General features: G+C 70.2%; 8 protein-coding genes. 4 read left to right on the plus strand and 4 right to left on the minus strand.

Annotated features, from left to right (window positions below):
* Positions 1-274 (plus strand): tryptophan 2,3-dioxygenase family protein (locus AC1DP0_RS15800; RefSeq protein WP_478085893.1); only part of this gene is annotated, 274 nt, incomplete at its 5' end.
* Here the strand turns inward: AC1DP0_RS15800 and AC1DP0_RS15805 are convergent.
* The 4 genes from AC1DP0_RS15805 to AC1DP0_RS15820 all read right to left on the minus strand — a co-directional run bounded on the left by AC1DP0_RS15805 (position 206) and on the right by AC1DP0_RS15820 (position 2,920).
* Positions 206-910, minus strand: a complete 705-nt coding sequence (locus tag AC1DP0_RS15805; protein WP_478085897.1) for a helix-turn-helix domain-containing protein — start codon at positions 908-910, stop codon at positions 206-208. The two genes, AC1DP0_RS15800 and AC1DP0_RS15805, sit on opposite strands and share 69 nt — an antisense overlap.
* Positions 911-1,185: 275 nt before the next feature.
* Positions 1,186-1,641, minus strand: coding sequence for a SufE family protein (locus AC1DP0_RS15810; protein WP_478085901.1), 456 nt, complete (start codon positions 1,639-1,641; stop codon positions 1,186-1,188).
* A gap of 4 nt (positions 1,642-1,645) precedes the next feature.
* A complete protein-coding gene (locus AC1DP0_RS15815) occupies positions 1,646-2,524 on the minus strand; it encodes a sulfurtransferase (protein WP_478085904.1) in 879 nt (292 codons plus the stop codon).
* A 12-nt stretch (positions 2,525-2,536) separates the two neighbouring features.
* Positions 2,537-2,920 carry a MerR family transcriptional regulator gene (locus AC1DP0_RS15820; protein ID WP_478085907.1) on the minus strand — a complete coding sequence of 128 codons (384 nt, stop codon included), beginning with the start codon at positions 2,918-2,920 and terminating at the stop codon, positions 2,537-2,539.
* An 85-nt stretch (positions 2,921-3,005) separates the two neighbouring features.
* Here AC1DP0_RS15820 and AC1DP0_RS15825 point away from each other — a divergent pair, with 85 nt between their 5' ends.
* The 3 genes from AC1DP0_RS15825 to AC1DP0_RS15835 all read left to right on the plus strand — a co-directional run.
* Entirely contained in the window at positions 3,006-4,184 is a 1,179-nt protein-coding gene (locus AC1DP0_RS15825; protein ID WP_478085909.1) for an acyl-CoA dehydrogenase family protein, read from the plus strand.
* On the plus strand, positions 4,181-5,752 hold the full coding sequence (locus AC1DP0_RS15830; protein ID WP_478085911.1) for an acyl-CoA carboxylase subunit beta: 1,572 nt from the start codon (positions 4,181-4,183) through the stop codon (positions 5,750-5,752). Before AC1DP0_RS15825 ends, AC1DP0_RS15830 begins: the two co-directional genes overlap by 4 nt.
* A partial coding sequence (locus AC1DP0_RS15835; RefSeq protein ID WP_478085913.1) for a hypothetical protein occupies positions 5,706-6,720 on the plus strand: 1,015 nt, incomplete at its 3' end. The genes AC1DP0_RS15830 and AC1DP0_RS15835, both read left to right, overlap by 47 nt.

A 6,720-nucleotide genomic window follows, 5' to 3' on the forward strand; every position in this document is an offset into this window, starting at 1 on the left:
GCCCTACCGCCTCGACGAGGGACTCGTCGACGTCTTCGCCGGTGTCTATGCCCAGCCGAACGAGCACTGGGGTGTCTACGAGACGTGCGAGGAGCTGGTCGATCTCGAGGACAACTTCCAGCAGTGGCGGTTCCGTCACCTCCAGGTCGTCCAACGCACGATCGGGCAGAAGACGGGCACCGGTGGCTCGACCGGGGTCGACTTCCTACGACGGGCGCTCGACCTCACATTCTTCCCCGAGCTCTACGAGGTCCGCACTCGCATCGGGGGCTGACGACCGGGCGGCGAGGAGTCGTCGCCAGAGGTCGGCGGTGCGGGGCTCGCACTGACACGGGCACTCGGTCACGCACAGCTCCTGGAAGCACGCGTCGGGGCAGTCGCACTCGAGATCCGGCAGCGGCGGCGCATCGACGCGCGGCTGTCGGCCGCGCATGAGCCGTCGGCGCAGGGCCAGCTCGTGCCCCGTCGGGTGGTCGGCCGGCCGATCCCGGTGCGGCGCGTCCTCGGCCCCCTGGTCGCGCGCACTCCGGTGCTGGAACCAGCCCTGCGCGTCGGGTCGGTCGTAGCGCGGGAACGCCCACCGCTCGTACGGCACCTCGTCGGGGGGCGCCACGTCGAGGTGCGCGGGGAACCGGCGCCCCTGGTTGTCGCGCACCGTGTCGACCGGGACCGGCGCCACCTCGCGACCCGCGCCGTCGAGCACGGCCAGGCGCAGCCCGGCCAGGGCAAGCACCCGCTCGTAGAGATCCACGGTCGGCGCGATGAGCCCGGACTCGAGGCGACTGACCGTGCTGGGCGATACGCCGACCCGCGTGGCCAGGTCCCGCTGACTGAGGTCCGCCAGGCGGCGCACCCGCACGACGTACCGACCGGCCTCGCTGTTGCGCTCGGGAACTGCTCTCTCGCTCATGGAGTCAGGCTGCACTCCGGAGCCGACAGCGGACCCGGGCCGTCCCCGACTTATCCACAGGCGGCCACGTGGTATGGGCCATCTCGGGCGCCACGTCACTGCTGCGTCGGGTGCAGCAGTGACGTAGGGGGCTGCGGGGGTTGGGTCTGGGTCGCTACGTCAGTGCTGCGTCGGGTGCAGCAGTGACGTAAGGGGTTGCGGGGGGTTGGGTCTGGGTCGCTACGTCAGTGCTGCGTGGGGTGCAGCAGTGACGTGGGGAGTGGTGGGTGAGCGGGTCAGCCCGCGGTCTTGGCGCGGACCTGGCGTTTGATGCGGGCGAGCATCGCGACCATGCCGCGCATGCGCAGGGGGGACACCGCTTCCGCGAGGCCGAATCGCATGGGGGCGTCGTCGGGGACGGCGAGCACCTCGGCTGCGGAGAGGCCGTCGAGTCCCTCGCGGAGGATGCCGGCGAAGCCGCGCGTCGTCGGGGCCTCGGCGGGCGCGTCGAAGAAGAGGCTGACCACCCGGTCGTCGGGCGACGCACCGTCGCCCACCTCGACGGTGAGGAAGAGCGGCGACTGGCACTCGTCGACGCGTTCGAGCTGGTCGAGGTGGCCGGCATACCGCTCGGGCAGGGGTGGCAGCTCGTCACTGAACTCGAGCAGCAGCTGCAGCTTGAGGTCGTTGGTCGCCGAGCGGAAGTCCTCGGCGATCTCGGCCAGTGGCGCGGGCAGGGCGGTGTCAGTCATGGGGTCACCTCTCGATCGGGACGCGCACGGCGTTGCCCCACTCGGTCCACGAGCCGTCGTAGTTGCGCACGGCCTCGAAACCGAGCAGGTGCGTCAGGACGAACCACGTGTGCGACGAGCGCTCGCCGATGCGGCAGTACGCGACCACGTCGTCCGCGGGCGTGAGCCCCTGCTCGGTGAGGTAGATCGCCTCGAGGTCCTCACGCGACTTGAACGACCCGTCGTCGTTGGCGGCCCGCGCCCACGGCACCGACTTCGCGCCGGGGATGTGGCCGCCGCGCATCGCGCCCTCCTGGGGGTAGTCGGGCATGTGGAGCAGCTCGCCGGAGTACTCGCCGGGGGAGCGGACGTCGACGAGGGGCTTGCCGAGGTGGGCGAGCACGTCGTCCTTGAAGGCCCGGATCGGGGCGTCGTCCCGGTCGGCCACGGGATAGTCCACCGACGTCGCGGCGGGCACGTCACGGGTCAGCTCGCGGCCCTCGGCGATCCACTTGGCACGGCCACCGTCGAGGAGCCGGACGTTCTCGTGCCCGAAGAGGCTGAAGACCCACAGGGCATACGCTGCCCACCAGTTGCTCTTGTCGCCGTAGATGACCACGGTCGTGTCGCGCCGGATACCGCGCGAACCCATGACCTCGGCGAACCGGGCGCCGTCGACGTAGTCGCGCGACACCGGGTCGTTGAGGTCGGCGTGCCAGTCGATCTTGAGGGCGCCCGGGATGTGGCCGGTCTCGTAGAGCAGCACGTCCTCGTCCGACTCGAGCAGCACGATCCCGTCTGGGCCGCCGATTCGGCCGGCCGCGACCTGCTCCGCGAGCCACTCGGTGGTGACGAGGCGCTCGGGGTGGGCGTAGGCGGAGATCTTCGTGTCTTCAGCGCTCATGCGCCCATCGTGTCACGCGAGCTTGTCGAGATCCTCACGGCACCGTCGCTCGAACTCACCCAGCTCGGCGATGGCGTCCTGGATGTCCCGCAGCCGCTGGTCGAGGTCGGCCCGGCGCTCGTCGATCTGGCCGAGGACGTACTCGAGCTGGGCGCGACGGCCCCGAGGTGCGTCGAACAGGTCGATGATCGTCCGGATCTCCTCGAGCGGGAAGCCGAGTCGCTTGCCCCTCAGGATGAGGCCGAGACGCGTCCGGTCCCGACGGTGGTAGATCCGCTGCGTCCCACGGCGCTCGGGGGAGATCAGGCCGAGGTCCTCGTAGTGGCGGACGGTCCGGTGCGTGACGTCGAACTCCTCCGCCACCTCGGCGATACTCCAGGTCGGCGCACTTGTCATGAGGTCGATGGTGCTTTACGTTTACGTCAACGTCAAGCACGCGTCACGAGCGCGTGATGACCGCGACACCTTCAGGAGAACAGCGATGTTCGAGCTCAGCCAGGACCACGAGGACTTCCGGATGGTCGTCCGCGACTTCGCCGAGAAGGAGGTCGCGCCCAACATCGCCAAGTGGGACGCCGCCGCCTTCTTCCCGACCGACCTCGTGCCCAAGATGGGGGACCTCGGCCTGTTCGGCCTCGTCGTGCCGGAGGAGTTCGGCGGCGCGGGGGACGCCGGCGACTTCACGAGCCTCTGCGTCGCCATCGAGGAGCTCGGCCGCGTCGACCAGTCTATCGGCATCACGCTCTCCGCCGGGGTGGGCCTCGGCATCAACCCGATCCTCACCTACGGCACCGAGGAGCAGAAGCAGCGCTTCCTGCCCGACCTCGTCTCGGGCCGCGCGCTCGCCGGCTTCGGCCTCACCGAGCCCGAGGCCGGCTCCGACGCCGGAGCCACCCGCACGCGCGCCGTGCGCGACGGCGACGAGTGGGTCGTCAACGGGGCCAAGGCGTTCATCACCAACTCCGGCACCGACATCACGTCGGTCGTCACCGTCACCGCGCGCACCGGCACGAACGAGGACGGCTCGCCGCAGGTCTCGGCGATCATGGTCCCGGCCGGCACCCCCGGCTTCGTCGTCGAACCGGCCTACCACAAGCTCGGCTGGCACGTCTCCGACACCCACGGCCTCACCTTCGAGGACTGCCGCGTCCCGGCCGACCACCTCCTCGGCGCGGAGGGGCAGGGCTTCAAGCAGTTCCTCAAGACCCTCGACGACGGCCGCATCGCCATCTCGGCGCTCGCGGTGGGCTGCGCGCAGGCGTGCCTCGAGCTCGCCACCGACTACGCGAAGACCCGCACGGCCTTCGGTCGTCCGATCGGCGTCAACCAGGGCGTCTCCTTCCAGCTGGCCGACCTCGCCGTCATGGTCGAGGGCGCGCGCCTGCTGACCTACAAGGCCGCCTGGCTCAAGGACGAGCTCCACGCCGGCAAGCGCTCGGTCAAGGAGGTCAAGCAGGCCGCCGCCATCGCCAAGCTCTACTCGACGGAGGCCGCCGTCACCGCCACCCGCATCGCCACGCAGGTGTTCGGCGGCAACGGCTTCATGGAGGAGTTCCCCGTCGCACGGTTCTACCGCGACGCCAAGATCCTCGAGATCGGCGAGGGCACCTCCGAGGTGCAGCGGATGCTCATCGCCCGCGGCCTGGGTCTGCCGGCATGAACGGAGCCGCACCCACCTCGAACCTCCACGGCGACCCGCGCGTCGCCGATGTCCGGGCCCGTCTCGCGGCCGCCCACGCGGCGTCCGCCAGCGCGCCTGAGAAGGCGCAGGCCAAGCTCGACGCCCAGGGCAAGATCTACGTCCGCGACCGCATCGCCCTGCTCTTCGACGAGGGCTCGTTCGTCGAGGACGGCCGCTACGCCAACGCCCTGCAGCCCGGGCTGCCGGCCGACGGCGTCGTCACCGGCCGCGGCACGGTCGACGGGCGGCCCGCGATCGTCATCGCCAACGATCCGACCGTCAAGGCCGGCTCCTGGGGCTCGCGCACCGTCGAGAAGATCGTGCGGGCCACCGAGATGGCGCTGCGCGAGGAGCTGCCCGTCTTCTGGTTCGTCGACTCCGCGGGAGCCCGCATCACCGACCAGGTCGAGATGTTCCCCGGCCGCCGCGGCGCCGGGCGCATCTTCCACAACCAGGTGGCGCTCTCGGGCAAGGTGCCGCAGATGTGCTGCCTCTTCGGTCCGAGTGCCGCGGGCGGGGCCTACATCCCCAGCTTCTGCGACCTCATCATCATGGTCGAGGGCAACGCCTCGATGTACCTCGGCAGCCCCCGGATGGCCGAGATGGTCGTGGGGGAGAAGGTCTCCCTCGAGGAGATGGGCGGCGCCCGGATGCACTGCACCGTCTCCGGGGTCGGCGACCTGCTCGCGCACGACGACGCCGAGGCCATCGAGCTGGCCAAGCTCTACTTCTCCTACGTCCCCGGCAACTGGTGCGACCACCCGCCGACGTATGCCGCCGAGAAGCCCGCGACCCCGCTCACCCGCGAGACCGTGCCCGAGCGCGAGTCGGTGCCCTTCGACGTCCACGACGTCATCGACGGGCTCGTCGACGACGACTCCTTCTTCGAGCTCAAGCCGCTGTGGGCGGCCGAGCTCGTCATCGGCTTCGGCCGCCTCGAGGGGCAGACCGTCGGCATCGTCGCGAACAACTCGATGGTCAAGGGTGGCGTGCTCTTCACCGACAGCGCCGACAAGGCCGCACGCTTCATCTGGTTGTGCGACGCCTTCAACGTCCCGCTCGTCTACCTGGCCGACGTGCCCGGCTTCATGATCGGCTCGGAGGTCGAGCGCGGCGGCATCATCCGCCACGGGGCCAAGATGGTCAGCGCCGTCTCTTCCGCGACGGTGCCGCAGTTCTGCGTCATCGTGCGCAAGGCCTACGGCGCCGGGCTCTACGCCATGGGCGGCCCCGGCTTCGGGCCCGACGCGACGATCGCCCTGCCGACGGCCCGGATCGCCGTCATGGGCCCGGAGGCCGCCGTCAACGCCGTCTACGCCAACAAGATCGYGGAGATCGCGGACCCGGACGAGCAGGCGCGCTTCGTCGCGGACCGCCGGCGCGAGTACGAGGAGGACGTCGACATCGAGCGTCTCGCGGCCGACCTGGTGCTCGACTCCATCATCGAGGCGGATGAACTGCGCTCGGACCTCGTGCGCCGCCTGGCCTATGCTTCCCGGCGTGACCGTCACTTCAGCGAGCGCCGACGCGCCGTCCCGCCGGTCTGAGCCGCGTCTCGCTCGCCGTCTCGAGCACCCCGACCGGGAGGTCGAGGCGAAGCAGCCGTTCTGGCGCCGCTTCCCGATCTGGTTCCCGTTCGTCGTCTTCGCCGTCTCGCGCCTCTTCGTATGGGTGGCGGCCACCTACCTCTCGCGCTACCAGATCCCGCTGCCCATCGGGACGGCGAACATCCGGATCTTCTACCCCACACCGGCGGACCCCGGCTACAACGCCGTCATGACCGGTTGGGACGGTCAGTGGTACCGCGTCATCGCGGAGCACGGCTACCCCCCGGTGCTGCCTCGTGCCGGCTGGGGCGGCATCGACATGAACCCGTGGGCCTTCTTCCCGGTGTTCCCCATGACGGCCGGGCTCATCATGAAGGTCACCGGGCTGTCCTTCACCGTGGTCGCCCCGGTGCTGTCGACGGCCATCGGCTTCGCCGCGATGCACATGCTCTTCAAGCTCGTCGACCAGGCGGTCGGGCGCTGGGAGGCCATCGTCGCCGTCGTCGCGACCTGCTTCTTCATCGCGTCACCGGCCTTCTCCGCGTCCTACACCGAGTCGACTGCGCTGCTCGGCGTCGTCACGGTGCTGTGGCTGATGCGCAAGCGGAGGTACTGGTGGGTGGCCGTCGCGCTGCTCGTGCTCTCCCTGAGCCGCAACGTCGTCATCGCCATGGTGCCGGTGATCATCGCGCACGGAGTCGTGCGCTGGCGTCAGGGTGACGAGGGCGAGCACCCGGTGCGCCTGCGGCTCGGCCTGGCGGCGCTCGCGGCCTACGCCGGCGCCCTGACCTGGCTCTGGCCCACGATCGTCACGATCGCGACGGACACCCCCAACGCGTACAACGACACGATGCGCGCCTGGAACATCGAGACGAAGATCAAGCTCTACCTCTGGTGGGACCTGCTCTACGACTACTGGGGCGTCATCGGTCAGGTCGCCGGGGTGCTCGGTGTCGCGGCGTTCACCT

This window comes from Terrabacter sp. P5_B1 (assembly GCF_056400505.1).